The organism is Burkholderia guangdongensis (assembly GCF_013403875.1).
Taxonomy (GTDB): Bacteria; Pseudomonadota; Gammaproteobacteria; order Burkholderiales; family Burkholderiaceae; genus Burkholderia; species Burkholderia guangdongensis.
This window is the reverse complement of sequence record NZ_JACBNX010000009.1, coordinates 106,683-131,662: the sequence shown is the minus strand read 5'-3', so window position 1 is coordinate 131,662 and position 24,980 is coordinate 106,683. Positions and strand designations below refer to the sequence as shown.

Annotated in this window: 24 protein-coding genes and 1 other RNA gene; 13 read left to right on the top strand and 12 right to left on the bottom strand. The window is 66.1% G+C overall.

The features are described from left to right. Positions 1-81 precede the first annotated feature (81 nt). A complete protein-coding gene (locus HZI36_RS10790; RefSeq protein ID WP_179402718.1) occupies positions 82-297 on the top strand; it encodes a hypothetical protein in 216 nt (71 codons plus the stop codon). Between the two features lie 96 nt (positions 298-393). Here HZI36_RS10790 and HZI36_RS10785 read toward each other — a convergent pair whose 3' ends face one another. The 3 genes from HZI36_RS10785 to HZI36_RS10775 all read right to left on the bottom strand — a co-directional run bounded on the left by HZI36_RS10785 (position 394) and on the right by HZI36_RS10775 (position 1,437). Continuing rightward, the gene (locus HZI36_RS10785) at positions 394-648 is read right to left on the bottom strand and encodes a hypothetical protein (RefSeq protein WP_179402637.1); all 255 of its coding nucleotides are present in this window, start codon (positions 646-648) and stop codon (positions 394-396) included. Positions 649-832: 184 nt separating this feature from the next. Further along, on the bottom strand, positions 833-1,102 hold the full coding sequence (locus HZI36_RS10780; protein ID WP_179402636.1) for a hypothetical protein: 270 nt from the start codon (positions 1,100-1,102) through the stop codon (positions 833-835). Between the two features lie 74 nt (positions 1,103-1,176). After that, positions 1,177-1,437: a hypothetical protein gene (locus HZI36_RS10775; RefSeq protein WP_179402635.1), complete on the bottom strand. Its 261-nt coding sequence runs from the start codon at positions 1,435-1,437 to the stop codon at positions 1,177-1,179. A gap of 541 nt (positions 1,438-1,978) precedes the next feature. Between HZI36_RS10775 and HZI36_RS10770 the strand changes: the two genes are divergently transcribed. Then, positions 1,979-4,060, top strand: coding sequence for a serine/threonine protein kinase (locus HZI36_RS10770; protein WP_179402634.1), 2,082 nt, complete (start codon positions 1,979-1,981; stop codon positions 4,058-4,060). Positions 4,061-4,069: 9 nt separating this feature from the next. Here HZI36_RS10770 and HZI36_RS10765 read toward each other — a convergent pair whose 3' ends face one another. Both HZI36_RS10765 and HZI36_RS10760 read right to left on the bottom strand, forming a co-directional pair. Beyond that, a complete protein-coding gene (locus HZI36_RS10765; RefSeq protein ID WP_179402633.1) occupies positions 4,070-4,531 on the bottom strand; it encodes a (2Fe-2S)-binding protein in 462 nt (153 codons plus the stop codon). Continuing rightward, complete coding sequence (locus HZI36_RS10760; protein ID WP_179402632.1) at positions 4,459-6,891, bottom strand: xanthine dehydrogenase family protein molybdopterin-binding subunit; 2,433 nt, start codon at positions 6,889-6,891, stop codon at positions 4,459-4,461. The genes HZI36_RS10765 and HZI36_RS10760 overlap by 73 nt, the downstream gene beginning before the upstream one ends. A 121-nt stretch (positions 6,892-7,012) precedes the next feature. On the opposite strand from HZI36_RS10760, the gene HZI36_RS10755 reads away from it, so the two are divergent. Beyond that, complete coding sequence (locus tag HZI36_RS10755) at positions 7,013-8,608, top strand: GMC oxidoreductase (RefSeq protein WP_179402631.1); 1,596 nt, start codon at positions 7,013-7,015, stop codon at positions 8,606-8,608. Between the two features lie 52 nt (positions 8,609-8,660). After that, positions 8,661-9,779, top strand: a complete 1,119-nt coding sequence (locus HZI36_RS10750) for a DUF6765 family protein (RefSeq protein WP_179402630.1) — start codon at positions 8,661-8,663, stop codon at positions 9,777-9,779. Between the two features lie 35 nt (positions 9,780-9,814). On the opposite strand, the gene HZI36_RS10745 is transcribed toward HZI36_RS10750, so the two are convergent. Further along, positions 9,815-10,159 carry a hypothetical protein gene (locus tag HZI36_RS10745; RefSeq protein WP_179402629.1) on the bottom strand — a complete coding sequence of 115 codons (345 nt, stop codon included), beginning with the start codon at positions 10,157-10,159 and terminating at the stop codon, positions 9,815-9,817. A 212-nt stretch (positions 10,160-10,371) separates the two neighbouring features. On the opposite strand from HZI36_RS10745, the gene HZI36_RS10740 reads away from it, so the two are divergent. Together HZI36_RS10740 and HZI36_RS27225 are read left to right on the top strand one after the other, a co-directional pair. After that, positions 10,372-11,061: a hypothetical protein gene (locus tag HZI36_RS10740; protein WP_179402628.1), complete on the top strand. Its 690-nt coding sequence runs from the start codon at positions 10,372-10,374 to the stop codon at positions 11,059-11,061. 55 nt (positions 11,062-11,116) lie between these two features. Continuing rightward, on the top strand, positions 11,117-11,248 hold the full coding sequence (locus tag HZI36_RS27225; RefSeq protein WP_281376268.1) for a hypothetical protein: 132 nt from the start codon (positions 11,117-11,119) through the stop codon (positions 11,246-11,248). Here HZI36_RS27225 and HZI36_RS10730 read toward each other — a convergent pair. The 6 genes from HZI36_RS10730 to ompA form a co-directional block, all read right to left on the bottom strand. Continuing rightward, positions 11,245-12,240 (bottom strand): nucleotidyl transferase AbiEii/AbiGii toxin family protein, encoded by a 996-nt coding sequence (locus HZI36_RS10730; RefSeq protein ID WP_179402627.1) that lies wholly within the window; start codon positions 12,238-12,240, stop codon positions 11,245-11,247. The genes HZI36_RS27225 and HZI36_RS10730 overlap by 4 nt on opposite strands. Continuing rightward, the gene (locus HZI36_RS10725; RefSeq protein ID WP_179402626.1) at positions 12,237-12,836 is read right to left on the bottom strand and encodes a type IV toxin-antitoxin system AbiEi family antitoxin domain-containing protein; all 600 of its coding nucleotides are present in this window, start codon (positions 12,834-12,836) and stop codon (positions 12,237-12,239) included. The genes HZI36_RS10730 and HZI36_RS10725 overlap by 4 nt, the downstream gene beginning before the upstream one ends. A 194-nt stretch (positions 12,837-13,030) precedes the next feature. After that, positions 13,031-13,400: a transfer-messenger RNA gene (gene ssrA / locus HZI36_RS10720) on the bottom strand. A 17-nt stretch (positions 13,401-13,417) separates the two neighbouring features. Beyond that, positions 13,418-14,134 carry a phosphoglycolate phosphatase gene (gph, locus tag HZI36_RS10715; RefSeq protein WP_179402625.1) on the bottom strand — a complete coding sequence of 239 codons (717 nt, stop codon included), beginning with the start codon at positions 14,132-14,134 and terminating at the stop codon, positions 13,418-13,420. Between the two features lie 25 nt (positions 14,135-14,159). After that, complete coding sequence (gene ubiG / locus HZI36_RS10710) at positions 14,160-14,858, bottom strand: bifunctional 2-polyprenyl-6-hydroxyphenol methylase/3-demethylubiquinol 3-O-methyltransferase UbiG (RefSeq protein WP_179402624.1); 699 nt, start codon at positions 14,856-14,858, stop codon at positions 14,160-14,162. A 153-nt stretch (positions 14,859-15,011) separates the two neighbouring features. After that, a complete protein-coding gene (gene ompA / locus HZI36_RS10705; protein WP_179402623.1) occupies positions 15,012-15,677 on the bottom strand; it encodes an outer membrane protein OmpA in 666 nt (221 codons plus the stop codon). A 529-nt stretch (positions 15,678-16,206) separates the two neighbouring features. On the opposite strand from ompA, the gene gyrA reads away from it, so the two are divergent. From gyrA to cmk, 7 genes are all read left to right on the top strand, one after another. Continuing rightward, positions 16,207-18,813: a DNA gyrase subunit A gene (gene gyrA, locus HZI36_RS10700; protein ID WP_179402622.1), complete on the top strand. Its 2,607-nt coding sequence runs from the start codon at positions 16,207-16,209 to the stop codon at positions 18,811-18,813. A 68-nt stretch (positions 18,814-18,881) separates the two neighbouring features. Next, positions 18,882-19,475, top strand: a complete 594-nt coding sequence (locus HZI36_RS10695; RefSeq protein WP_179402621.1) for a DUF2059 domain-containing protein — start codon at positions 18,882-18,884, stop codon at positions 19,473-19,475. Between the two features lie 158 nt (positions 19,476-19,633). Further along, positions 19,634-20,716, top strand: coding sequence for a 3-phosphoserine/phosphohydroxythreonine transaminase (gene serC, locus HZI36_RS10690; RefSeq protein WP_179402620.1), 1,083 nt, complete (start codon positions 19,634-19,636; stop codon positions 20,714-20,716). A 34-nt stretch (positions 20,717-20,750) separates the two neighbouring features. Further along, on the top strand, positions 20,751-21,833 hold the full coding sequence (pheA, locus tag HZI36_RS10685; protein ID WP_179402619.1) for a prephenate dehydratase: 1,083 nt from the start codon (positions 20,751-20,753) through the stop codon (positions 21,831-21,833). 91 nt (positions 21,834-21,924) lie between these two features. Then, positions 21,925-22,878, top strand: a complete 954-nt coding sequence (locus tag HZI36_RS10680; RefSeq protein WP_179402618.1) for a prephenate dehydrogenase/arogenate dehydrogenase family protein — start codon at positions 21,925-21,927, stop codon at positions 22,876-22,878. Positions 22,879-22,888: 10 nt separating this feature from the next. Further along, positions 22,889-24,193: a 3-phosphoshikimate 1-carboxyvinyltransferase gene (aroA, locus tag HZI36_RS10675; RefSeq protein WP_179402617.1), complete on the top strand. Its 1,305-nt coding sequence runs from the start codon at positions 22,889-22,891 to the stop codon at positions 24,191-24,193. Between the two features lie 13 nt (positions 24,194-24,206). Continuing rightward, a complete protein-coding gene (gene cmk / locus HZI36_RS10670; protein ID WP_179402616.1) occupies positions 24,207-24,905 on the top strand; it encodes a (d)CMP kinase in 699 nt (232 codons plus the stop codon). The last annotated feature ends 75 nt before the right edge of the window (positions 24,906-24,980 follow it).

The window sequence follows — 24,980 nt, the reverse complement described above, 5'->3', positions numbered from 1 at the left end:
GAGACCAAGATGAACCCGCTCTCGAGTCCGCTGCTTCCCGACACGGGGGCTGATCTGAGCGGCGACGGATGTTCGCTGCGCATGCAGATCGACAAATGGCTCGCGCCGAGCGCACGCGTGCCGGCCCGCGTCGTGCGTTTCAGTCGCCTGCCCGCGCAGCGGCGCCGCTACGTGTGCGTCGAGATTGCGCATCCGGCCGGCCCGATCGCGATCTTCTTCTTCCGGCACGACGACGGATCGTGGTGCGTGTTCCCGCCGGCCGACGCGCGGCCCGCGATGACAATGCGCGCCGCGTAGGCGCGGTGATCGCGCATGTCTTTCAGCCGTGTCTTTCAGCTGTGTCGTTCGGCGTGTCTTTCGGCGTGTCGTTCGGTGGGCGGTTCGGCGCGCCGTTCAACGCAGCAGCGTCGGCACCGCGTGCGGCGCGGCGGCTGCATCGGGCGTATCGGATGTATCGGGTCTATCGGGCCTATCAGGCGTTTCGCGCGCGAAAGGCGACGCTGCGTCGCCCGTATGCAGATACGCGAGCGGGCGCGGCGCGAGCATCGACTGATGCGCGCGAATCTTCGCGCCGCCGCTGATGGCGGCCATCGCCTGCCGGTCGAGATCGATACTTTCAGGGAGATCGTTGATCACCAGGATGCTCATGGTCGGCTCCGCGCACGGAAGGGACGAAGGTCGATGCGTGCGTTCAGTATAGGTGCCGCGATGCGTCGCCGCGACCTGAGCGTTACGCGGAAAACCGAGCCGAAAGCCGCACCGAACGCCACACAGATCGCCGCGGACGGAGCCACGCGGCCACGTCTGCGGCGCCCCCGGGAATGGATGACGGTCAGAACGGGCTGACGGTGGCGTTCGCGTACTGCGACGGATTGACGTTCAGATTGAGCGGCCCGAAGCCGGAGCCGATGTAGCCGATGTTGTTGAGTGCGTTGACTTCGACCGCCTGGTATTGCTGGATGTTCTGCGACACGCCGACGTTGACGTTCGCGATCGGGCCGAGGCCGGCGAGCCACGAATTGGTGCCGCCGCGCACGGCCGACATCGCTTTGTGGTCGAGCGCCGGGCCTGGCGCGAGTTCTCGGATCATGATGGATGACATGGCGCTTCTCCGAAAGAAAGGGATGACGTCGAACGAGACGGGCGGGCGCTTCGCGGCGCCCGCCGTCGCCGCGATCAGAAGTTGATCGTGTTGTGCGCGTTCTGCGTCGGGTTGACCGTCGAATGGATGTTCGCGGCGAACGCGACGTCGTTGCCCGTGTTGTTCGCGATGTTCGCGGTCTGGCCGATCAGCTGATCGGCGCTGAAGTTGGTCGTGGAGACCGAGTAGGACGGGTACAGCGGCCAGAAGCCCAGCAGGCCGCCGCGCACGGCGGACATCTGGCGGCGGTCGAGTTCGCGGGTGGCGCTCAGGTCTTCGATGGTCAGCTTGTTCATGGCAGTTCTCCGAAAGGATGCTCAACGGTGGAAGGCAATCGAGCTGCAAGGTTGCGCGCTCGCCTCTCTTCTCGCATGAGCTGTGCCAGCAGCGGACGCATCCGCCGTCGACGCCCGCTGCGCGGGCCTCCGCGCGGCTTCGCGGGGGCGAGCGCGCCATGCGAAGCCGCGGTCGACGAAGCGCAAGTGCCGGTGCCGCGCCGACAGTTTTCGCGCGATGCGTCGGGCGTGCCGCAACAGTTTGACGAAGGCGAGTCAGGCTGGAAAATCCGGCTGGAAATTTAGCATCCGGACCGATTGCACACGGCGTGACGTCAGACTAGTATGGTTCGTTAGATCATCAGATATTGCGTTCGAGGACGCGACGAGCAGCCGATCGCATTGACGCGGGCAAGCGGGCGAGATCGAGAAAGCGGCGATGCCCTCCGCGCATCGGGATTGGACTGCTTCGGCATGCGAACGACGACCCTTTGGCCAGGTGGCGCCGCGGCGCGCCGACTCGCGTCGGCCTGCGCGAAGCTGAGTGGAAGGCATACGAGCGATGAGCCTTGCGCAGCTGATTCAGACATTTCAGAGTGGCGCGCTGTCGCATGACGCGTTTTTCTCCGAGATCGACCGGGTGCTCGCGACCGACCGGGTCAATGTCGCGCGGTTGCGCGAAGTGCTCGACCGCACGCAGACCACGCACCCGCTGCCCGACGCGGTCTATACCGAGGTGCTGCAGCATATCGAGCGCTTTCACGACAGCGCCGCCCCCGCGAGCGACGAAACGCGCATCCAGGAGGGCACCGCGCAGACCGTCGCGCATCCGGGCGTGCCGCCGGGCGGCGACGCGCTCGCGGACGGCGAGCGCGTGAAGGGCATCGGCGACACGCTGAACGGGCGCTTCGTGCTCGAGGAGTGTCTCGGCGTCGGCGGCATGGGCACCGTCTACAAGGCGCTCGATCTGCGCAAGCTCGAGGCGTCGGACCGCAAGCCGCACATCGCGATCAAGGTGCTGAACGTGCAGTTTCGCGGCAAGCCGACGTCGCTGATCGCGCTGCAGCGCGAAGCGCGCAAGGCGCAGACGCTCGCGCATCGCAACATCGTCACCGTGTACGACTTCGATCGCGATGGGCCGCTCGTCTATCTGACGATGGAGTACCTGTCCGGCAAGCCGCTGAGCAAGGTGCTGCGCGCGCCGGGCTTCGCGGGGCTGCCGCTCGACGCCGCGCTGCCGATCGTCGCGGGCATGGGGCAGGCGCTCGCGTACGCGCACGAGCGCGGGTTCGTCCATTGCGACTTCAAGCCGGCCAACGTGTTCCTCACGGACGGCGGCGAAGTGAAGGTGATCGATTTCGGCATCGCCCGCGTGTTCCAGCGGCGCGACGAGGATCCGGACGTCACCGTGTTCGACCCGGCGACGCTCGGCGGCATCACGCCCGCGTATGCGAGCCCGGAGATGTTCGAGCATCGCGAGCCCGATCCGCGCGACGACGTGTACGCGCTCGCGTGCGTGACGTACGAACTGCTGACCGGGCGCCATCCATTCAACCGGCTGTCTGCGACGCAGGCGCGCAGCGAAAATCTGCGCGCGGAGCGCCCGCCCGGGCTCGACCGCACGCAATGGCGAACGCTGAACGCGGCGCTGTCGTTCGATCGCGCGACGCGCACGCCGAGCGTTCAGGCGTTTCTCGAAGGGATGCGCGTGCTCGAGCGTGCGTCGCCGATGCCGTCCGCGCGCGTCGCGGCGATCGGCGCATGCGCGGCGGCCGTGGTCGCCGTCGCGTGGTACGGCTATCAGGCGCTTTCGCGACCGGGCGGCGAGCGGCATCCGGAAGCGAGCCCGCTTGCGCAGTCGAGCGCGACCGCCGGAAACCCGGGGGGCGCGGCCGGCAGTGCGCCGGTCGCATCCGTGCAGCCCGCACCCGCCGCGCCGAACAATGCCGTATCGTCCACGCCGCCGGCGGTTTCGCTGCCGTCCGTGCTGACCGCGCTCGCGGGCATCCCATGTTCGGCACTCGACGCGTCGGTGCGCGATCGCGCGCTGCAGGTGCGCGGCTATCTCGACGGCGGCGCCGGCATCGCGAAACTGAGGGCGGCGCTCGGCGGCATACCGGGCGCGCAGACGGCCAGTCTCGACGTGCAGCCGGTCGAGTCGCAAAACTGCGAAGTCGTGAACGCGTTCGCGCCATACTGGAAATCGAATCGCGCGGCCGCGCACCGCGCGTCGATCCGCACGAAACCGCCCGATGCGACGCTGACGGAGGACAACCCGCTCGTCATCGACATCACGACGCCGGCCTTCAACTCGTACGTCTACGTCGACTATTACGTGCTGAACGGCAGCGTCGTGCATCTCGTGCCGAGCAGCCACGAGCGCGACAATCAGGCGCCGCCCGATTACGCGGCGACGATCGGCAGCATGGGCGACTGGGTGATCGGCCGGCCGTTCGGCACCGAGATGGTCGTGCTCGTCGTCACGCCGGCGCCGCTGTTCGACACGGTGCGTCCGCCGTCGGAACCTCGCGCCGCGTATCTCGCGGCGGTCGGCCAGCGGTTGAAGCAGTTCGAGGCAACCTACGGCGCGGACCGCGTCGCCGCCGATTTCATGCAGATCACCACGCACGCCGGCCATCCGTGACCGGCGGCGCTACTTCGCCAACGCTGCGGCCGCGCGGTGAATCGCCTTGCGAATGCGGGGAAACGTGCCGCAGCGGCACGCGATGCCTTTCATCGCATCGTCGATCTGACGATCGCTGGGGTGCGGACATTGCATCAGCAGCGCGGTGGCGGTGACGAGCTGCGCGCTCTGGCAATAGCCGCATTGCACGACGTCATCGGCGAGCCACGCGGCTTGCAGCGCGCGCGCTTCGACGCTGTCGAGCCCTTCGATCGTCGTCACGGGTGCGCCGTTCAGCGTGCCGACCGGAATCTGGCACGACTGGACGGCCTCGTCGCGGTTCTTCAGCACCGTGCATGCGCCGCAGACGCCGATGCCGCAGCCGAACTTCGTGCCGGTGAGCTTGCGTTCGCACCGGATCACCCAGAGCAGCGGGGTGTCAGGGGCGGACTGGACGTCAAAGGTTTCCCGGTTGATACGGACTGACACCATCGGTCCTCTCCCGTTTGTGGCGTGGGCGGCGTGACGAGCGGCAGCGTCCGCCGGCGCGTGCCCGTCAGCGCGAAGAGCGCATTCGCGACGGCCGGTGCGACGGGCGGCGTGCCGGCCTCGCCGACGCCGCGCGGCTCGGTGCCGCTTTCGATCACGCACGTGACGATCTCGGGGCACGTCTGCATGTCGACGAGCGGAAATTCGTCGAAATAGTGCTGCCCGACCTGGCCTTGCTCGATCGTGATCGCCTGCTGCAGCGCGGCCGACAGCCCGAAGATGATCCCGCCTTCCATCTGCTGCTCGACGAGGTTCGGATTCACCGCGAGCCCGCAGTCGATCACGCAGAAGATGCGCGCGACGGCGAAGCGAACGCCGTGGCCGAAGTCGAAGCCGACGCCGGAGCCGGAGCCGCCTTCGACCTTCCGGATCTCGGCGACCTGCGCGACGATGCTGCCGAACGATTCGTGCATCGCGACACCGCGCGCGAACTGCGTGCCGGCGGCGTCGCGCCACGTCGCCGGCGCGCGCCAGCCGGACAGCTTGACGAGCGTCTTCAGCACGCGTGCGTGGCGCGCGTGTTCCGGCTTTTGCAGCATGTCGAGACGGAACTGCACCGGATCCTTGCGCGCGAGCGCCGCCATCTCGTCGATGAAGCTCTCGACGAAGAACGCCTGATGCGAATGCCCGACCGAGCGCCAATAGCCGACGGGAACCGGCAGCGTCACGGTGTTGTGCTGGACGCGGACGTTCCCGCATTCGTACGCCTGGTCGAACGCGCCTTCCGTCGTGGTCGCGTCGGGGATCAGCTTCACGGCGGCGCTCGGCAGCCCGAACGTGCGGGGCACCGCCTGCTCGCTGATCGACTGGCTCGCGGACACGCATTTCCATGCAACGAGCGTGCCGCCGGCATCGACGGCGCCGCTGAAGCGGGCCACGCACGCGGGGCGATAGAAGTCGTGTGCCATGTCCTGCGGGCGCGACCAGATCGTCTGCACGGGCCGGCCTTTCGCATGCCGCGCGATCGCGGCGGCCTGCGCGATGAAGTCGACCTCGAGCCGCCGGCCGAACGCGCCGCCGATCAGTTGCTGGTTCACGTACACGCGCTCGTCGTCGAGCCCGAGCGCATTCGCGACGGCCTTGCGCGCGACCATCGGCAACTGCGTGCCGACCCAGATCGTCGCCGAATCGTCGTCGACCTGCGCGGTGCAGTTCATCGGCTCGAGCGCGCCGTGCGCGAGGTAGGGCGCTTCGTACTCGACGACGACCGGCGTCGTCCGGCTCAGCGCGGCATCGGCGTCGCCGGTCGCATAGAACACGTGGCCGCCCGCATCGCCGTCGAGCGCGCGCAGCAGCGTCGCGCGCACGTCGCCGGTGCTGACGTGCGCAGCCGGCCCGTGATCCCACGAGATCGACAACTGGCACAGCGTGCGCAGCGCGATGAACGGATTCTCCGCGATCACCGCGACGCCGCCGGTTCCGCCGTTGTACGGATCGATGTTGAAGATGCCGGTCACGCCGTTCATGCTCGCGACCCCGGACTGGTCGAAACCCACCGCCTTGCCGCCGAGCGTCGGGCACATCGTGATGCTCGCGTACAGCAAGCCGTCGGGCAGCGCGTCGATGCCGAAGCGCGCGCTGCCGTCGGTCTTCGCGCGCGCCTCGATGCGATTCACCCGCTTGCCGATCAGCGTGAAGGTTTTCGGGTCCTTGAGTTCGATCCGCGTGGGGCGCGGCTCGCCGGCCGCGAGATGGACGAGCTCGCCGTATGTGGCGGAGCGTCCGGAGGATCGATGCAGCACGCGGCCGGCTTTCGTCTCGCATTCGTCGGCGGGCACGTCCCATTGCCGCGCGGCGGCGCTGCGCAGCATCATGCGCGCGGCGGCGCCGGCTTCCCGCATCGGACGCCACAGTTCGATGATGCTCGTCGAGCCGCCCGTTGCCATCGCGTCGACGAAGCGCGCGCCGAATCGCGCGAGTGCCTTCGTGCCTTGCGCGACCGGGCCGGTGTCGTCGGGGCGGAACGGCAGGCCGTCGGCGAGGCTTTCGCGGTTCTTGTAGATCGTGTCGAGCGGCGACATCGCGATGCGCACGCGCGACCAGTCCGCGTCGAGCTCGTCGGCGAGCAGCATCGCGGCACCCGTATGCACGCCCTGGCCCATTTCCGACTGGCTCATCACGACGGTCACGTCGTCGTTCGCGTTGATCAGCACCCAGCCGTTCAGCGGTATGTCGTCGCGCATCGACTTCAACGACGCGGGCGTGGCGAGCCGGTCGTCGGTGCGCCACGCCGCCCAGCCGACGACGAGCAGGGTCGCGGCCCCCGCACCGCCCAGCAGGAAGGTTCTACGTTTGCAGTCCATCACTTTCTCATTGCTTTGATCACCTATATTAGTCAATGGATTCGATGGCGGCGGACCTGTTTGCATCATTCGTTTCGCATTGCTTTGCAACGCTGGCGGTCCTGTGCGGGAGGTCGTCGACATGAGCGTAATGGAATACGACGTGATCGTCGTCGGTAGCGGGTTCGGCGGCGCGGTGTCCGCGTGCCGTCTCGCGGAGGCGGGGTGGAAGGTGCTGGTGCTGGAGCGCGGCCGGCGCTGGACGCCGGGCACGTATCCGCGCGACGAAAGCGATCCGTGGCTGTGGAATCAGCAGCACCCGCAGCTATTTCACGGATGGGCCGATCTGCGCGTTTTTTCCAATATGTCGGTCGTGGCCGCGGCGGGTGTCGGCGGCGGATCACTGATCTACGCGAACGTGTCGGTCGAAGCGAAGCCCAGCGCGTTCTGCAGTGGCTGGCCGCCGGAGATCACGTACGACGCGCTGAAACCGCACTACGAGCGCGTGGGTGCCATGCTGTCCGTGCAGGAGGTGCCCGACAACCAGCTCAGCGAACGCGCGCGCCTCGTGCGCGAGGCCGCCGACGCGTGCGGCTGGGGGAGCCGCTACCGCAAGCTGCCGCTCGCGGTGAGCTTTTGTCCGAGCTACGATCCAACGCTGCCCAATGCGCGCGACGACCGGCATTCGGTCAAGTTCATCAACGTGCACGGCGTCGAGCAGGGCACCTGCGTGCACTGCGGAAACTGCGATATCGGCTGCCAGGTGCGCGCGAAGAACACGCTCGATCTGAACTATCTGGCCGTGGCCGAGCGCCACGGCGCGAAGATCCTGCCGCTGCACGTCGTGCAAAAGCTCGAGCCGATCGGTGGCGGATGGCGCGTGCATTTCGACGTCGTCGATTCGGCCGCGCGCAGTTGCACGCGCGGCACCGCGACGGCGGCCAAGGTGATCCTCGGCGCCGGCTCGATCGGTAGCACCGAGTTGCTGCTGCGCTGTCGCGACGAACATCGCACGCTGCCGGATCTATCGCCGCGACTCGGCTGGGGCTGGGCGTTCAACGGCGATTTCGTGACGCCCACGCTCTATCGCGATCGCGAGATTTCGCCATCGCACGGCGTCACCATTTCCGTGGCGATCGACCTGCTGGACCGTGCCGCCGAGCACCGGCAGGCGCTGTTCGTCGAGGATGGCGGCATTCCCGATCTGATGCACGATTTCGTGCACCGCCGGCTCGAACGTTCGCGGGGCGGGGTGCCGCGCCTGTTCTGGAAGGCTTTCGCGCGCCACTTCGATTCCGGCGATCCGCTCGAGCACATGATGCCGTGGTTCGGTCAGGGCGTCGACGCGGGGGACGGGCGCATGCGTCTCGGTCGCTGCTGGTTCGCGCCGTGGCGTCGCGAGCTGCGGCTCGACTGGTCGTACGTGCGCTCGGCGGCGCTTGTCGACGCGATGGTCGATGCGCATGAGCGATTGTCGACCGCGACGGGCGGGCACGCTTTCATTCCGCCGACCTGGAGCGACCTGCACAAGCTGATCACGCCGCATCCGCTTGGCGGCTGCAACATGGGCATCACGCGAGCGGACGGCGTCGTGAATGCGGCCGGGGAAGTGTTCGGCTACGACGGGCTGTACGTGATGGACGGTTCGATCGTTCCGCGTCCGCTGGGGCTCAATCCGTCGCGCACGATCGCCGCGCTGGCCGAGCGCAATGTCGGATTGCTGCTCGGCGGGCATTGAGCGATGCCCGCGCTTGCAACCCGCACGTGACAAGTTCGATGGAGGGGGGGCCATGCAGCGCGACATGCACTATTACGGCACTTACGCGATGGCTGCCGCGGCGGGCATTCCGAAAGAGGATGCGGAGATCGTCGCCCACGCTTCACAGAACGTCGACGATCAGAACGACGAGGACATCATTTCCGTCCGGCAGGATGAAGGAGATCCATGCGAAGCGGTGGTGAGCATCCCGACCGCGCATCATCCGCTGCAAACCGGCGTCGATGCCGAGGTGAGCCGGCTGGGCCGGGAGGTTTGCGGTCTCGTGCGTCGCGGCACCGATCACAAGGCCGGCCGTGACGATAGCCGGATGGTGTGGGTGCCGTTCCATTTCCTGCCCGGTGCGAGCGGGAAAACTTACCTCGAGAAACTCGTCTGCCGGAAAGACAGCGAGATCGCCCGCGAAATGCTCGAGCAGCACCTGACGCTCGCCGCCGACGATGTCGGACTCGTGCTCGCGGGCATCGCGGCTCACGTGTATGCGGACACCTTCGCGCACTTCGGTTTTTCGGGCGTGACGTCGTGGCTGAACTGCATCGAGGCGGGCTCGGTGTGCGTGTCGGACGAGCACGGCGAGGAAACCCGCGCTTACATCGAGGGTTCGGCGGCGCATTTCCAGGCGTTCTATGGATGGATCGAAAACGTGGCGCGGATCGGGCATGGCAGCGTCGATACCTGCCCGGACAGACCGTTTCTCAAATGGTCGTTCCGCTACAAGGACGGCGAAATCGAACAACGCAGCAATCCGGACAACTATCTCGATGCGTGCCGCCAGCTGCATGCGTTTTTCGCGCGCTTCGCCGGCGCGCGCTATGCGGATGCGACGCGCGCTCAGGTGATTCCGTTCGACAGGATCGAGCCGGAGGTCCGGCGTCTGATTGCGCACGAGGGCAAGCGCGATGAGCGCGAGGACGCGTGGGTCGCGGCGCTTGGAAGCGGTGCGCTGGAGGTGGCGGAATGCAGGCGGTACGTCGAGCACGAATGGACGGGCGAACTGATTTCGGCGCTGGAGGCGAGGGACTTCACGCGCATCCGGAGCAGTCACGCGTATCTTTTCCACTCGGCCGCCGAGCACCACCGGCACTTCGTGCTGAAACGGCTATTGCCGAAACATGGGTTGATCGTGGCCTGATACAGACGCGGTTCGGCCGCGTCGTGAATCGACAATCAGGACATCCGCTGCCGTGCCCCATGGGATGCGAGATAACGGCCCGCATGCCGCGTGATCCGATGGGGCGGCTGGGCGGGCTTGCCGGCGTTGTAGATCCTGAAGTCGCGCGCTTCGCTGAGCTGGAGCGAGGCCCGCCGAAGCAACTCTGCCGCCTTGGCCTCGTGACCGCCGAATCCATGCGGATCCCGGCGATGTGCGTCCTTGACCAACTGACGGCTCTGACTGACCAGGCGCCGCGCCTGGGAGAGATCGGGATCGGTGTGGGGGACATGGGCCTGCGCGGTGACGGCGAGCAATGCGAGGCTGATGCTGAGTAGGCGGCGGCAGGCAGAGCGGACCATTCGAATGATTCTTGTCGGCGGTTGATCGAAACATCCCCTCGCGTACTGTACCCGATCAATTGAGTGCTGAGCACGTGTCGGCGATGCGCCGAAGGAAACGCAGACACGGACTGTTGCACGCCCGGCGTGCCGCGGACTCGATGGGCTTAAGACTTGTCTGATTTTATGCGCCTATCCCTGTTGAGGGCCGGTGACTGCCCTAGGATGGGCGCATGTCACCCATCGGACAAGACACGTTCTTCGGACGATTGATCGCGCTGATTCGCCGACAGCTCGAGTGGATTGCTCGCGCGTCGGAAGGGGATCACTCCGTCGACGACCTGACAAATGAGGTGTGGATCCTCGCCGACGAGATGCGCGTCGAACGAGGCGCCGAGCTCGATCCCGAGGACGAGGATCTGCGGGACACCATCGTCGACACGCTACGGAAGCGGTTCGGCCGCTTCGTGAATCGAAAGGAGCGGTTCGCCACGCGGATCGACCAGGACGACGTCGATGACGATGGGGACTTCATGGCGAACGCCGTGGCGGCGCGTTTGGCTGCGCCCGAGCAGTACGAGCCGCACGTCGCGCTCGAGCGGCGCGAGGAGGCCGGCGAGGCGGCGCGCGTGCTCGGCGGCCGATTCTCCGAGGCGGTTGCCTACCTGCGCGTACTCGACCACTTCGACGGCTGCAGGCTGACCCTCGCGAAGTTCTTCGCCATTGATCCTCGAACGCTCGACGCTCGCGTATCTCGAGCCGCGTTGCTCGAGCGGCTGCAGCCGTCGATGTTTGACGGCATCGAATCCATCACGTCGGATTTCATGCCGCGCCCGGGTGTGAGGCGACGCCCGCGGCGGCGTTGCCGCTACGGCTGGATGCACGTGTTGATGCGGCCTTGGCAAACCGGTCTTCTGAGGTGACATGCTCCCCAAGGACATCAGAAAGGTGCTGTGATGGACATCGAGAAAATCGCCAATGCCCAAGGCCATCGAGGCCGACGCCGGTGAGCCGCTGGCCGATCTGCGCGAAGCGCTTGAAGAAGGCAAGGTATCGGATGGTGGAGGCGGCGGGAATCGAAATAATGGTGGAATGTCGTCAGAAAGCTAATAATTTCCTGAAGATGTACCCCCAAATGTACCACAGGAATTTTCGGCTGCAGTCGGCAATGGCACCCGCGGCCGGAGCGCATCCTTCGCTGGCGACCACGGTCCGCCAGCGGACCAATATAGGGGGAGTGCCGCATCGGCGCTGGCCGCGTGCAGGACAGGCAGCATGAAGGCGCGCACTGCAACGATAACTTCCTCAAGCATCAGTTCTTGAAGTCTGTTCTTCTTCAAGAATGCCAGCCACTGTGTTTGCTTCTGCGCATCTTGCGCAAAAGCGTCCGTGAGACCGAAGGGAGCTTGCTGCGTCAATGCCGTCTTGCGACGATCAAACGTGCCCTGCACGGCTTGGCGGAGGATGTCGCCGTCGAAGTCGGTGTGGCGAGCCAGTATCCAGAGATCGAAGTAATCCTTCATGCGACTGTTGGCGATGCCCAGCGATGACAGCGCCTCGAACTTCTCGGCGACCACGGTGTAGCGTGGATAGACGCGCAGCTTCGGTGCCGCGAACTCCGGCAGCATGACGGGGTACTCGACATCTTCAGGTCCCGGCGTGATGGCGTCGCCAAAGCCAATGTCGATTTGGATCTGACAGCGTGCACCATCGATCATGCCGAGCAACATCACCCGCACACCGGCGTAGTTGGCCTCTTTGCGAATTTCGGCGGCGCGCACAGTGTCAGGTTGAAATGCCACGCCATCAAGGACCTCGATGGCACAGATCTCCTTGAAGATGCCCTCGATGTGCGGCAACTCCGTCGAACCAAACCCCAAAAAGTCAGCATCCCGTGTCGGACGATGCGGGATGTCGAACCACAGGTCGAACAGCAGTGCACCTTTCAGCAGGAACTGGTCAGCGTGGTTCGAGATGCTGATGCGATACAGTAGGCGCTCAATGGCATAGCGCGTGAGTACCAGACTGAAATCCTGCTGGGTCTCGCGTGCGCGATTGAGCAGTCGGGCACGTACAGAGGCTGCCACGTTGCGTTCGTTCATGACAGACTCTCCATATAGGGGCGCATGACATTGGCCACCCGGCAGAGGGTGGCGTAACGCCAGAGATCATCCATGCTGACCCGTTTGGCGCGCCAAGTCTCCTGCAGTGCCTCCAACGCTACATCAAGGCCGATCTTGTTGCGGAATTTGAAGCAGTCGGCCACGGTGCGGGCGACGCTGGTCACACGGACCGTCACGCCATCGACCTGGTGTTCTTCGATACCGTCGGTCAGCGAAGATCCCGAAAAGCGTACGATGCGCAGTGGCGGGTACTCCATCTTTGGCGCCCGTGCTTTGTTGGGAATGCCCAGCCAAACCTCGAACGGCGACTGCGTGGTGAGGTCGTGCACGCGGAGCGCCGACAGCAGGCAGACAATGGCATGCGGATGCTTGCGTGCCACTTCGGCCAGAGAGCCGTGCTCCGACACCGGGCGGTCAGGAATCGCGTACAGACCTCGACCGATGCGAGTGAGCAGGCCCTGCCGAACCAGACGTGTGAGCGCAACACGAGGCAGCCCTTGCGCGACGAGGTCGCGCGGGCGGACGAGTCCCAGCGTGCGGGCTAGGTCCAGGATGTGTTGGTGGCTGCTCTCCATGCGAAATGGTGTTCCGATATGTCGGTACTTGTCAATAATAACCGGCATAATGGAACTTGCTGGGTGAAGTGCTACAGTGACCTTGCCCCTAGCTGTCGATGGTGTAACTTCGGTGTCGCCGGCAACAAAAAACCCGCGAAGCCTTGTGCTGTCGCGGGTTTCTTGGTGTCGCTCGTGAAACTTTACGGTGTAAGTGGTGGAGGCGGCGGGAATCGAACCCGCGTCCAGAAGCGGTCCACGACCAGTTCTACATGTTTAGTTCTGTCATTTGATTTAACCGCAGCGACGCGGACGAACACGCTGCACTACGGCGATTCGCTGGATTTTCGACCCGGACGTCGCGACGCCGCCAAGGCTTAACTGACGTATATGACCTCTGGCGGTATTGCTACCGGTCTTGCGACACTAGCCCGTCAGTGAACTAGGCAGAGGACGGCGGCCGTTAGGCTGCCAGTGCGAACGTATCGTCGTTTGCAGTTACGTTTTTCCCATTGATTAACGAGGTGACGGGTCCTCGACATGCCCTAGCCGCTTCACAACCCCTGTCGAAACCAGGTCGCCCCCACGGATCAGATCAAACATTATAGCCCAACATCGCGCAGCAGCTCGCGCAATTGCTGCGTCGTTTCGACCAGGTGTTGCGCCTGCCACTGGGCGGGCGCGACACCGTCGCCGCAATAGCCGTACGCGGCCGCGACCGTCGCCATGCCCGCCGCGCTGCCGGCCTGGATGTCGCGCAGGTCGTCGCCGACGTAGACGATGCGCTCGGGCGTCAGCGTCAGCCGCTCGGCCGCGTGCAGCAGCGGAGCGGGGTGCGGCTTCGCATGCGGCGTCGTGTCGCCGCCGACCACGCACGCCGCGCGCGCGCCGATGCCGAGCAGATCGACGAGCGGCGCGGTGAGCCGCATCGCCTTGTTCGTGACGATGCCCCAGCGCACGCCGCGTGCGTCGAGTTCGTCGAGCATCGCGTCGATGCCGGGGAACAGCGCCGTGCGCACGCAGAGATCGGCCGCGTAGTTCGCGAGGAACTCGTCGCGCATCGCGTCGTAGCCGTCCGCCTGCGGCGCGATGCCGAACGCGCCGCCGAGCAGGCCGCGCGCGCCGGCGGACGCCAGCGGCCGCAGCACGTCGAGCGGCGTTTCGGGCAGCCCGCGCGCGCGCTGCATCTTGTTGACGGCGGCCGCGAGGTCGGGCGCCGTGTCGGCGAGCGTGCCGTCGAGGTCGAACAATACGGCGTCGCAGCCCTGCAGGCGCGATTCGTCGAGCGTGGCCCGGGCGGGCGAAAGCGGTGTCGTCATGCTGGATGCATCGTCTGAAGCGTGGTTACGCGGCGCGGCGGCATGCGACCACGTAATTGATGTCGGTGTCGTTCGACAGCGCGAAGCGCTTGCCGATCGGCTGGTACGTGATGCCCTTGATCTCGACGATGTGCAGATCGGTCGCGCGCACGAAGCTCGCGAGCTCGGAAGGGCGGATGAAGCGCGCGTAGTCGTGCGTGCCTTTCGGCAACATCTGCGCGATGTATTCGGCGCCGATCACCGCGAACAGATAGGCCTTCAGATTGCGGTTCAGCGTCGAGAAGAACACCCAGCCGCCCGGCTTCACGAGCGTCGCGCACGCCGCGACGATGTTCGCGGGCGACGGCACGTGTTCGAGCATCTCCATGCAGGTGACGACGTCGTACGTGCCCGGCTCGCGCGCGGCGAGCGCTTCGGCCGCGATCTCCTCGTAATCGACGGTCACGCCGCTTTCGAGGCTGTGCAGATCGGCGACGCCGAGCGCCTGGGTCGACAGGTCGATGCCTTTCACTTGCGCACCGAGCTCGGCCATCGATTCGGACAGGATGCCGCCGCCGCAGCCGATGTCGAGCACGCGCTTGCCGGGCAGATGCGCATGCGCGTCGATCCAGCCGAGCCGGACCGGGTTCAGGTCGTGAAGCGGTTTGAATTCGGCGTTCGGATCCCACCAACGATGGGCGAGGTCGCTGAATTTCTGAAGTTCGTGCGGATCGGCGTTGGTCATCTCGATAAGCGGGCTATGGAAGGTGCGCGCGAAGCGCGATCAAGTCCCGAGTATATAAGAAGCGGCGAGCGGTGGCCCGGCGAGCGGGCCGGCAATGAAAAAGCCCCGCCAAGGCGGGGCTTTGATACAGCCGAGGGCAGTGAGACCGCGGGCTTACTGAGCCGGCGTCGTCTGCACTTGCTGCGTACCCACCACTTCGACTTCCACGCGGCGGTCCGGAGCCAGGCAGGAGATCAGCTGCTTGTGGTTCTTCTGGTTGCAACCCGTCGTGACCGGATTGCGCTTGCCCTTGCCTTCCGTGTAGATCTTGTTCGACGGGATACCCTTGCTGACCAGGTACGACTTCACAGCCTGCGCACGGCGCAGCGACAGACGGTCGTTGTACTTGTCCGAGCCGATGCGGTCGGTGTAGCCGGTGGCCACGACAACTTCCGTGTTCATGCCTTCGATCTTCGAAGCCAGTTCGTCGAGCTTCTGCTTGCCGGCCGGCTTGAGCGTCGCCTTGTCGAAGTCGAACAGCGCGTCAGCCTGATACGTGATCTTCTGGCTCGTTGCGACCGGAGCGGCCGGTGCGACCGGAGCCGGTGCCGGAGCCTGGGCGACCAGTGCGCCATCGCACTTCGCGTTGGCCGTGGCCGGCGTCCAGAACGCATCGCGCCAGCAAAGCTCGTTCGTGCCGTTCATCCACACGTATTCGCCGGTACCATTCACCCAATTGTCATTCACGGCTTGTCGCGACGCCGGCACCGATTGTGCCGAAGCGGATGCAGCCATAACTGCGGTAGCTGCAATGAACGCGAGCTTTGAAAGTTTATTCATATTTCTCCTCTCGAATTTGAGATTACCGCAGGTTTACTGCGAGCTAGATGACGATGACAAGTCATACATTGCTCGGAGTATAACATTGGTGCGGCACAAAAAACGCGGCGCCACTCCTTGGTATGTTCACGTCGAGCAGCGTCTGACTTTCAGTGCGTTGGCATTTTGCCATATCGTTCCCGTCCTACGAAAAAAAATCCTCCCCACCCCAACATCGCCGATCCGATTGTGGTGCATGCGCAACACCGGCCTGCCGCAAGTTTCACGAATTGTCAAGAGAGTGCGCGCGTCATTGCGCATTGCGCACGAATGTTGATGTGCGCATGTGACAGGACGCGGCATGCGGCGTGTTGCGGTGCGTACGGATCCATCCGAACCATTCGCGCCGCGCGGATTTTCGCCATTCTTATATAGAGAGGGCGCGCGAAACTGGCGGATAGAGGGGCCATGCTAGAATCTCACGTTGCGTCGCGCATGCGGCGCTCATGCGTAAGGCGTTTCCGTCTTCGCTCCGAATAGATACGAATACATGGATCAATTCGCCAAAGAGACCCTGCCCACCTCCCTCGAGGAGGAAATGCGCCGTTCGTATCTCGATTACGCGATGAGCGTGATCGTCGGACGTGCCCTTCCGGACGTCCGCGATGGCCTGAAGCCCGTGCATCGGCGCGTGCTGTTCGCGATGCACGAGCTGAACAACGACTGGAACCGCGCGTACAAGAAGTCGGCGCGTATCGTCGGCGACGTGATCGGTAAATACCATCCGCACGGCGACACCGCGGTCTACGACACGATCGTCCGGATGGCGCAGGACTTCTCGCTGCGCTACATGCTGGTCGACGGGCAAGGCAACTTCGGCTCGATCGACGGCGACAACGCCGCCGCGATGCGCTACACCGAAATTCGCATGGCGAAGATCGGCCACGAGCTGCTCGCCGACATCGACAAGGAAACCGTCGACTTCGAGCCGAACTACGACGGCAACGAGATGCAGCCGTCGGTGCTCCCGTCGCGGATCCCGAACCTGCTGATCAACGGCTCGTCGGGCATCGCGGTCGGCATGGCGACCAACATCCCGCCGCACAACCTGAACGAAGTCGTCGATGCGTGCCAGCATCTGCTGCACAACCCCGGCACGTCGATCGACGAGCTGATCGAGATCATCCCGGCGCCGGACTTCCCGACGGCCGGCATCATCTACGGCGTCGCCGGCGTGCGCGACGGCTATCGCACCGGCCGCGGCCGCGTCGTGATGCGCGCGGCCACGCACTTCGAGGAAATCGACCGCGGCCAGCGGATGGCGATCATCGTCGACGAGCTGCCGTACCAGGTGAACAAGCGCTCGCTGCTCGAGCGGATCGCGGAGCTCGTCAACGAGAAGAAGCTCGAAGGCATCTCCGACATCCGCGACGAGTCCGACAAGAGCGGGATGCGCGTCGTGATCGAGCTGAAGCGCGGCGAAGTGCCCGAGGTCGTGCTGAACAACCTGTACAAGGCGACGCAGCTGCAGGACACGTTCGGCATGAACATGGTCGCGCTCGTCGACGGCCAGCCGAAGCTGTTGAACCTGAAGGAAATCCTGCAGTGCTTCCTGTCGCATCGGCGCGAAGTGCTGACGCGCCGGACGATCTACGAACTGCGCAAGGCACGCGAGCGCGGCCACGTGCTCGAAGGCCTCGCGGTCGCGCTCGCGAACATCGACGAGTTCATCGCGATCATCAAGGCCGCGCCGACGCCGCCGATCGCGAAGCAGGAGCTGATGACGCACGCGTGGGACTCGTCGCTCGTGCGCGAGATGCTGACGCGCGCCGAGACCGACAACGCGACCGCCGGCGGCCGCGAAGCGTATCGTCCGGAAGGCCTCGACCCCGCGTACGGGATGCAGGCGGACGGGCTCTACAGGCTGTCCGACACGCAGGCGCAGGAAATCCTGCAGATGCGGCTGCAGCGCCTGACCGGCCTCGAGCAGGACAAGATCATCGGCGAATACCGCGAAGTGATGGCGCAGATCGCTGATCTGCTCGACATCCTGTCGCGCCCGGAGCGGATCACGACGATGATCGGCGACGAGCTGACCGCGGTGAAGGCCGAGTTCGGCGACGCGCGCCGCTCGAAGATCGAGCTGAACGCGACCGAGCTGAACACCGAGGATCTGATCACGCCGCAGGACATGGTCGTCACGATGTCGCACGCGGGCTACGTGAAGTCGCAGCCGCTGTCCGAATACCGCGCGCAGAAGCGCGGCGGCCGTGGCAAGCAGGCGACGCAGATGAAGGAAGACGACTGGATCGAGACGCTGTTCATCGCGAACACGCACGATCACATGCTGTGCTTCTCGAACCGCGGCCGCGTGTACTGGGTCAAGGTCTACGAGATTCCGCAGGGTTCGCGCAACTCGCGCGGCCGGCCGATCGTCAACATGTTCCCGCTGCAGGACGGCGAGAAGATCAACGTCGTGCTGCCGGTCAAGGAATTCTCGGCCGACAAGTACATCTTCATGGCGACCGCGCTCGGCACCGTGAAGAAGACGCCGCTCGAGGCGTTCAGCCGGCCGCTGCGCAAGGGGATCATCGCGGTCGGTCTCGACGACGGCGACTACCTGATCGGCGCCGAGATCACCGACGGCGAGCACGACGTGATGCTGTTCTCCGACGCCGGCAAGGCCGTGCGCTTCGACGAGAACGACGTACGCCCGATGGGCCGCGAGGCGCGCGGCGTGCGCGGGATGCAGCTCGAGGACGGCCAGCAGGTCATTGCGCTGCTCGTCGCGGGCAGCGAGGAGCAGTCGGTGCTCACCGCGACCGAGAACGGTTTCGGCAAGCGCACGCCGATCACCGAGTACACGCGCCACGGCCGCGGCACGAAGGGGATGATCGCGATCCAGACGTCGGAGCGCAACGGCCGCGTGGTCGCCGCGACGCTCGTCGAAACGGAGGATCAGATCATGCTGATCACGACCGCCGGCGTGCTGATTCGCACCCGCGTGTCCGAGATCCGCGAGATGGGGCGCGCAACGCAAGGTGTTACACTCATCAGTCTCGATGAGGGTACCAAGCTTTCCGGCTTGCAGCAGATCGCGGAAGCGGATGCGGACGGCGATGGCGAAGCCGACGAGGCGTCGGAGGGCGACGCCTGACGCTCGGGTGACTGATCGGGTCGCCGCGTGCGGCGACATACATTACATATTTCCTTGAGGGAGTGATGATGCAAAAGCAATTCAAGCAACTGGTTCTGCTGGCCGCATTGGTGCCGACGTTCGCGATGGCGCAGGCACTGTCGAATTCCGCTCCGGCGCCGGCAGCCGCTGCTCCGATCGACGCCGACAAGAAGGCGGCGATCAAGGATCTGCTCGACGCGATCGACGCGCCGAAGCTCGTGTCGGCGATCGGCAACAGCGCCGAAATGCAGGCGAAGCAGCTCGTGCCGGCGATCCTGTCGGACGCGCTGTCGGAAAACAAGACGATGACCGACAAGCAGAAGCAGGCGGCCGTGCCGACGCTGCAGAAGAACGCGGTGCCGAAGCTCGTCGACGGCGCGGGCAAGGTGTTCGAGACGCCGAGCTTCAGCAGCGATGCGATGCAGGCTCAGTACGAAGCGTACGCGAAGTACTACAGCACGTCGGAAATCAAGGATCTGACGACGTTCTACAAGAGCCCGACCGGCCGCAAGTTCATCCAGGTTCAGGATCAGGTCGGCCGCGACGTGGTCAACGGCCTGATGCAGAAGTACATGCCGCAGGCGATCCAGGCGACGCGCGCGCAGGCCGACAAGGAAGTCGCGGCCGTCAAGGGCAAGTAAGCGGTCGCGGCCCGCGCCCGGCCGTTCGGCCGGGTTTGGCGGCAGCCTGACGACAGTGCGATAATGGCCGTTTGCGCGCGAGCGCAAGCGGTCATTTCATTTCAGGCGCGGATTTTTGCCCGGCGACAGCCGGCCGCGTCCCTCCCGAGGTCTTCACGATGCGCGTCTTCAATTTCTCCGCCGGGCCCGCGGCGCTGCCGGAAGAGGTTCTGCGGCAAGCTGCCGACGAAATGCTCGACTGGCACGGCAGCGGCATGAGCGTGATGGAAATGAGCCATCGCGGCAAGGAGTACATGTCGATCCACGAGACGGCGCTCGCGGACGTGCGGGAACTCCTCGGCGTGCCGGACGATTACCGGATCCTGTTCCTGCAGGGCGGTGGCCTCGGCGAGAACGCGATCGTGCCGATGAACCTGCTCGGCGCGCGCAAGACGGCCGATTTCGTCGTCACCGGGTCGTGGTCGCAGAAGTCGTTCAACGAGGCGAAGAAATACTGCACGCCGCATCTTGCCGCGACCGGCAAGACCGAAGACGGCTTCACGCGCGCGCCGGCGCGCGCCGAATGGCAGCTGTCCGACGATCCGGCGTACGTGCATCTGTGCACGAACGAGACGATCGACGGCGTCGAGACGTTCGAGATCCCCGATCTCGGCGACGTGCCGCTCGTCGCGGACGTGTCGTCGCATATCCTGTCGCGCCCGATGGACGTCGCGAAGTACGGCGTGCTGTTCGGCGGTGCGCAGAAGAACATCGGGATGGCGGGCGTCACGCTCGTGATCGTCCGCGAGGATCTGCTCGCGCGCGCGCTGCCGATCTGCCCGTCCGCGTTCGAGTGGAAGACGGTCGCCGCGAACAACTCGCTGTACAACACGCCGCCGACCTACGCGATCTACGTCGCGGGCCTCGTGTTCCAGTGGCTCAAGCGCCAGGGCGGGCTCGCGGCGATCGAGGCGCGCAACATCGAAAAGGCGAAGCTGCTCTACGACACGATCGATTCGAGCAGCTTCTATCTCAACAAGGTCGAGCGATCGGTGCGTTCGCGGATGAACGTGCCGTTTTTCCTCGCCGACGAATCGCGCAACGAAGACTTCCTTGCCGGCGCAAAGGCGCGCGGGCTGCTGCAGCTGAAGGGCCACAAGTCCGTCGGCGGCATGCGGGCGTCGATCTACAACGCGGTGCCGCTCGCGGGCGTGCAAGCGCTCGTCGAGTACATGAAGGAATTCGAGCAGCATCGCGCCTGACGGGCGCGGTGCGCACTCAGCACGGCAACTACGCATGGACGACGAACTCAATACCCGCCTGAAGCCGCTGCGCGATCGGATCGACGCGATCGACGCGCAGCTCATCTCGCTCCTGAACCAGCGCGCCGCGGTCGCGCTCGAGGTCGGCGAGGTCAAGAAGCATTTCAATGCGCCGGTGTTCCGGCCGGAGCGCGAGCTGCAGGTGATCGCGCGCCTGCAGCAGATGAGCGAAGGGCCGCTCGCGAGCGAGCACATCGGCGCGATCTGGCGCGAGATCATGGCCGCGAGCCGCTCGCTCGAGCAGACGATCCGCGTCGCGTTCCTCGGGCCGGTCGGCACGTACAGCGAACAGGCGATGTTCGAGTACTTCGGCCAGTCGATCGACGGGCTGCCGTGTCCGTCGTTCGACGAGGTGTTCCGCTCGGTCGAGGCGGGCGCCGCGGCGTTCGGTGTCGCGCCGGTCGAGAATTCGACCGAGGGCGCGGTGTCGCGCACGCTCGATCTGCTGCTGCAGTCGCAACTGCTGATCGGCGGCGAGCTCGCGTTGCCGATCCATCACAACCTGCTCACGCGAAGCGGCACGCTCGACGGCATCATGCGCGTGTGCGGGCATGCGCAGGCGCTCGCGCAGTGCCAGCGCTGGCTCGGCGCGAACGCGCCGCAGCTCGAGCGGCAGGCGGTGTCGAGCAACGCGGAGGCCGCGCGGCTCGCGGCGGCCGATCCGACCATCGCCGCGATCGCCGGCGATCGCGCGGCCACGCAGTACGGGCTGCAGATCGCGTTCGCGCTGATCCAGGACGATCCGCACAACCGCACGCGCTTCGTGATCATCGGCAAGGAGCCGGTCGGGCCGAGCGGCTACGACCAGACGTCGCTGATCGTGTCGGTGAAGAACGAGCCGGGCGCGGTTTTCAAGCTGCTCGAGCCGCTCGCGCGGCACGGCGTGTCGATGACGCGCTTCGAGTCGCGGCCGGCGCGGATCGGCACGTGGGAGTATTACTTCTATATCGACATCGAAGGGCATCGCGATGACGCGCCGGTCGCGGCCGCGCTCGCGGAGCTCGGCCAGAAGGCCGCGTTCCTGAAGGTGCTCGGCTCGTATCCGCGCGCGCGCTGAATGTGTTGAACGTGCTGCATGCGCTGCATGTGCTTCTGATTCCCCGCGGCGCACGGCTTCCCGCCGTGCGCCGCGCAACCTGGTGCTCGTCGTGGCAGGCTTTGCATTCAAAAAACTGGTGATCTTCGGCGTCGGCCTGATCGGCGGATCGCTCGCGCGCGCGCTGCGCGAGCGTGCGCCGGGCGAAGTGAGCGAAGCGGGCGAAATCGTCGGCGTCGGCCGCTCGCCGGCGTCGGTCGCGCGCGCGCTCGAGCTCGGCGTGATCGATCGTGCGGCGGCGCTCGACGACGACGCGCAACTGCGCGACGCGCTCGCCGGCGCGGACGTCGTGCTGCTCGCCGCGCCTGTCGCTCAGACGGGCCCGCTGCTCGCGCGGATCGCGCCGCGGCTCGACGCCGCGACGATCGTGACCGACGCGGGCAGCACGAAGTCGGACGTCGTCGCGGCCGCGCGCGCCGCGCTCGGCGCGCGCATCGCGCAGTTCGTGCCCGGCCATCCGATCGCCGGGCGCGAGTCGAGCGGCGTCGAGGCCGCGTTGCCGGATCTCTATGTCGGCCGCAACGTCGTGCTGTGTCCGCTCGACGAGAATCCGGCCGAAGCGGTCGCGCGCATCGACGCGATGTGGCGCGCGAGCGGCGCCGACGTGCGCAGGATGACGCCCGCGCAGCACGACCGCGTGTTCGCGTCGGTGAGTCATTTGCCGCACGTGCTGTCGTTCGCGCTCGTCGAGCAGATCCTCGGCGAGGCGGACGCCGAACTGAAATTCTCGTACGCGGCCGGCGGGTTCCGCGATTTCACGCGGATCGCCGCGTCGAACCCGGAGATGTGGCGCGACGTCTGCGTCGCGAACCGCGCGGCGCTGCTCGACGAGCTCGACGGCTACACGCGCGTGCTCGCGCGGCTGCGCGCGGCGATCGACGCGGGCGACGGCGCCGCGCTCGAGGCGGTGTTCGAGCGTTCGCGCGCCGCGCGCTCGGCGTGGCAGGAGCGCGGCGGCAAGCCCGCGGGCGCCGGCCAGCCGGCCACGGAAACGATCAAGCAATAAGGAAGCATTCATGGACCATCTCGATCTCGGCCCGTACGCCAGCGCGTCGGGCACCGTTCGTCTGCCGGGTTCGAAGAGCATCTCGAACCGTGTGCTGCTGCTCGCGGCGCTGTCCGAAGGCGACACGACGATCACGAACCTGCTCGACTCCGACGACACGCGCGTGATGCTCGACGCGCTCGACAAGCTCGGCGTGAGGGTCGCGCGCGACGGGGACACCTGCGTCGTCGCCGGCACGCGCGGCGCGTTCACCGCGAAGTCCGCGGACCTGTTCCTCGGCAACGCGGGCACCGCGGTGCGGCCGCTGACGGCCGCGCTCGCGGTGAACGGCGGCGACTACCGCGTGCACGGCGTGCCGCGGATGCACGAGCGGCCGATCGGCGACCTCGTCGACGGGCTGCGCCAGATCGGCGCGCGGATCGACTATGAGCAGAACGACGGCTATCCGCCGCTGCGGATCCGGCCGGCGGCGATCTCGGTCGACGCGCCGATCACGGTGCGCGGCGACGTGTCGAGCCAGTTCCTGACCGCGCTCTTGATGACGTTGCCGCTCGTGAAGGCGAAGGACGGCAGGATCGTCGTCGAGGTCGACGGCGAGCTGATCTCGAAGCCGTACATCGAGATCACGATCAAGCTGATGGCGCGCTTCGGCGTGACGGTCGAGCGCGAGGGCTGGCAGCGCTTCGTCGTGCCGGCGGGCACGCGCTACCGGTCGCCGGGTGCGATCATGGTCGAGGGCGACGCGTCGTCCGCGTCGTATTTCCTCGCGGCGGGCGCGCTGGGCGGCGGGCCGCTGCGCGTCGAGGGCGTCGGCCGCGCGAGCATCCAGGGCGACGTCGGCTTCGCGAACGCGCTGATGCAGATGGGCGCGAACGTGACGATGGGCGACGACTGGATCGAGGTGCGCGGGATCGGCCACGACCACGGCAAGCTCGAAGCGATCGACATGGATTTCAACCTGATCCCCGACGCGGCGATGACGATCGCGGTCGCCGCGCTGTTCGCCAACGGCCCGAGCACGCTGCGCAACATCGCGAGCTGGCGCGTGAAGGAGACCGACCGGATTGCCGCGATGGCGACCGAGCTGCGCAAGGTCGGCGCGACGGTCGAGGAGGGGCCGGATTACCTGGTCGTGACGCCGCCGGCGAAACTCGTGCCGAACGCGGCGATCGACACGTATGACGACCACCGGATGGCGATGTGCTTTTCGCTCGTGAGCCTGGGTGGCGTGCCGGTGCGGATCAACGATCCGAAGTGCGTCGGCAAGACGTTCCCCGATTATTTCGACCGCTTCGCCGCGCTCGCGAAAACCTGACCCCGTATTGCCGATGAAATCGACCCGACCCTTTCACCCGACCCCGGTCATCGCGATCGACGGCCCGACCGCGTCCGGCAAGGGCACCGTCGCGGCGCTCGTCGCGGCCAGTCTCGGCTTCCACCTGCTCGACAGCGGTGCGCTGTACCGGCTCGCGGCGCTCGCGAGCCTGCGCTACGACGTCGCGTGCGACGATTCGGACGCGCTCGCGACGCTCGTCGGCGATCTCCACATCACGTTCCGCGAGGGCTGCGCGCAGCTCGACGGCGTCGACGTGTCGGATGAAATCCGCAAGGAGGCGATCGGCAACCGCGCGTCGGCGATCGCGGTGCACGCGCCGGTGCGAACCGCGCTCGTCGCGCGCCAGCGGGCGTTCCGCAAGACGCCGGGGCTGGTGGCCGACGGCCGCGACATGGGCACGGTGATCTTCCCGGACGCGGTGCTGAAGGTGTTTCTGACCGCGAGCGTCGAGGCACGCGCGGCCCGCCGGTATAAGCAATTGATGCAAAAAGGTTTTTCTGCTAATATGGAAGACTTGCTCCGGGATCTCCGTGAGCGCGACGCGCGCGACAGCAATCGCGCGGCCGCGCCGCTGAAGCCCGCGGCAGACGCGAAGCTGCTCGATACGTCGGGCCTGTCGATCGAACAAGCGGTCGAACAGGTGATCGGCTGGTACCGGGCGCTGAGCCAGCCCGCCGAGAAGGCGGGCTGAAGTGGCAAGGTGCTCCGTGCAATCAATGTGATGTGCGAATGTGATGCGCGGGGCGTGTGTTGAACCCTAACCCGT